The 3,083-nt window shown below is 68.9% G+C and carries 1 protein-coding gene; it reads right to left on the bottom strand.

The features are described from left to right. The coding region (locus ACH4MY_RS38140; RefSeq protein ID WP_398009446.1) for a condensation domain-containing protein at positions 1–3,083 on the bottom strand (3,083 nt) is incomplete at both ends.

The following is a 3,083-nucleotide window of genomic DNA, read 5'->3' as shown; positions in this document are numbered from 1 at the left end:
GGCCCGTAGAGATTCGTCACCGACACCGCACGCTCGGCCAGGCCCACCGCCAGATCCGACGGCAGCGCCTCACCACCCACCAACACCCGCAACCGCTCCACAACCGACGAGTCCTCGACCAGAACCGCGCGCCACAGCGAAGGCGTCGCCTGCATGACCGTCGCCTGCGACTCCACCGCGAGACGGCACAGACCCACCGGATCCCGCACCACATCCCGAGCAGCCACCACCACAGCAGCACCACTCAGCAACGGCACGAACAACTCAAGACCCGCGATGTCGAACCCGACCGTCGTCACAGCAAGGAGTCGATCCTCCGACCCCAGTCCGAACCGATCACCCATCGAAGCAAGGAAGTTCACAAACGCACCCTGCGGAACCACCACACCCTTCGGCCGACCCGTCGACCCCGACGTATAGATCACATACGCCGAGTTGTCGGCACCGGAACCGGTGAGCGTCGCAGTATTCGCCTCGGCGGCCTCGGCGAGCTCGGCCGGCAGGGACGGGTCGTCGAGCAGCAGGCGCGGCGCGTCGAATGCGGGCACCTCGGAGGCGATGTCGCTCGTGGTGACGACGAGTGCAGGGTCGGCGTCGGCGAGCATGTACGCCAGCCGGTCAGCCGGATACTCCGTGTCCAGCGGCAGATACGCACCCCCCGCCTTCCACACCGCCAGCAGCGACACCACCAGCTCCACCGACCTCGGCAGAGCCACCGCCACAAACCGCTCCGCCACCACACCACGCGCCACCAGCACCCGAGCCAACCGCTCCGCACGCGCATCCAACTCCGCATACGAAACCGACTCACCACCGGCAACCACCGCCACCGCATCCGGCGACAGCTCAACCCGCTCCGCGAACAACTCCACCACCGAACGACCCGGCACCTCACACACCGTCTCGTTCCACCCCGACACCACCAACCCCTCCTCCACCTCAGTGAGAAGGCCGATGAGGTCGAGCGGAGCATCCGGTGCGTCGACCATGCCCTGGAGCAGACGCAGATAGCGTCGGCCGAGCTCTTCGACGGTGGCCGCGTCGAACAGGTCCGTGCTGAACTCCAGTACGCCGCTGAGCGCACCACCGTTCTCACCGGATTCACCGGCTTCACCGGACTCACCAGACTGCTCGGCGAAGGCGAAGGAGAGGTCGAACTTGCCCGCCCCCGTCTCCGCCGAGGCCCGGGACACACTGAGGCCGGGCAGCTGCCGAGCGGCCGTGTCGGTCGTGGCCGCCGTGTCGGTGTTGTTGAACGCGAGCAGCACCTGGAACAGCGGGTGCCGGGCGAGCGACCGCTCGGGATTCACGATCTCGACGAGCCGCTCGAACGGCAGGTCCTGGTGGGCGTACGCGGCCAGGTTCTGCTTCCGTACCCGCTCGACGAGCGAACGGGCGGAGGGCCGGCCGGAGGTGTCCGTGCGCAGGACGAGCGTGTTGATGAAGACGCCGATCAGCTCGTCGAGGGCGTCGTCGGTACGACCGGCGATCGGCGTACCGATGGGGATGTCCTCCCCCGCGCCCAGCCGGGTGAGGAGCGCGGCCAGCGCCGCCTGCAGCACCATGAACGGACTCGCCTGAGCCTCCCGCGCCAGCTCCACCACCTGCCGGTAGAGCGTGGCCGGGACCTCGAACGGAATCCTCTCGCCGCGGTACGAGGCGACCGCCGGGCGCGACCGGTCGAACGGCAGCTCCAGCTGGTCCGGCAGCCCCGCGAGAGCACCCTTCCAGTAGGTGAGCTGGCGGGAGATCTCGCTGCCGGGGTCGCCCTCGGAGCCGAGGAGATCGCGCTGCCAGAGGCTGTAGTCCGCGTACTGCACCGGCAGCGGCCGCCACGCGGGCGCCTCGCCGGTGACCCGGGCCGCGTACGCCGAGGTCAGATCCCGAGCCAGCGGCCCGCGCGACCACGCGTCACTCACGATGTGGTGCAGGAGGAGAAGCAGGACGTGCTCGTCCTCGGAGACCGCGAACAACGTAGCCCGCAGAGGGAGTTCGGAGGAGAGGTCGAACCCTCGACGCACGGCCTCTTTCAGCCGCGCCTCCGACTCCTCCGGAGCCACCTCGACGACAGACAGCTCGAACCGGACGTCATCCACGCTCCGGACGATCTGGTACGCGCCGTCCGCGTCCTCGGCGAAGACGGTCCGCAGGCTCTCGTGCCTGGCGACCACGTCGGAGAGCGCCAGCCGCAGCGCCTCACGGTCGAGAGGACCGTCGAGGCGGAGCGCCACGGGGATGTTGTAGGTGGCGCTGGGGCCCTCGAACCGGTTGAGGAACCACAGCCGCTGCTGGGCGTACGAGAGCGGGACGCGCTCCGGCCTGGGCGTGACCGCCCGGAGGGCGGAACGCGCGCCGTCGGCGTGGTCGAGGGCGGTGGAGAGGCCGGCGACGGTGGGCGTGTCGAAGAGCTGCCGGACGGCGAGCTCGACATCCAGAACGTTCCGGATACGGCTGACGACCTTCGTCGCGAGGAGGGAGTGTCCGCCCAGCTGGAAGAAGTCGTCGTCGATCGAGACGGCGTGACGGAGCCCCAAGGTCTCGGTGAACAGGCCGGCGAGGATCTCCTCACGGGGAGAACGCGGCGCACGACCCGCCGACTCGACGGCGTAATCCGGTGCGGGGAGGGCCTTGCGGTCGAGCTTGCCGTTGGAGGTCAGGGGCAGGTCGTCGAGTTCGACGAAAGCCGACGGGACCATGTAGTCCGGCAGACGCTGAGCAACGAACTCCCGCAGGCCGTCGGCCGATCCCACGACGTAGGCGACGAGACGCTGGTCTCCCGCCCGGTCCTCCCGGACCACGACAGCGGCGCGGGACACACTTTCGTGCGCGGAAACGACGGCCTGGATCTCGCCGAGTTCGATACGGAATCCCCGCACCTTCACCTGATCGTCGACCCGGCCGACATACACCAGCTGCCCGTCGGCATTCCAACGCGCCACATCGCCCGTGCGATACATCCGCGCGCCGGCGGGACCGTAGGGGTCGGCTACGAAACGCTCACTCGTCAGATCCGGACGCTCCCAATACCCACGAGCCAGAACAACACCCGCGACATAAAGCTCACCCGCGACACCCGGAGCCAC

The sequence above is a fragment of the Streptomyces sp. NPDC017246 genome, assembly GCF_044331325.1.
Classification (GTDB): domain Bacteria; phylum Actinomycetota; class Actinomycetes; order Streptomycetales; family Streptomycetaceae; genus Streptomyces.
This window is presented reverse-complemented; position numbering and strand designations above follow the sequence as displayed.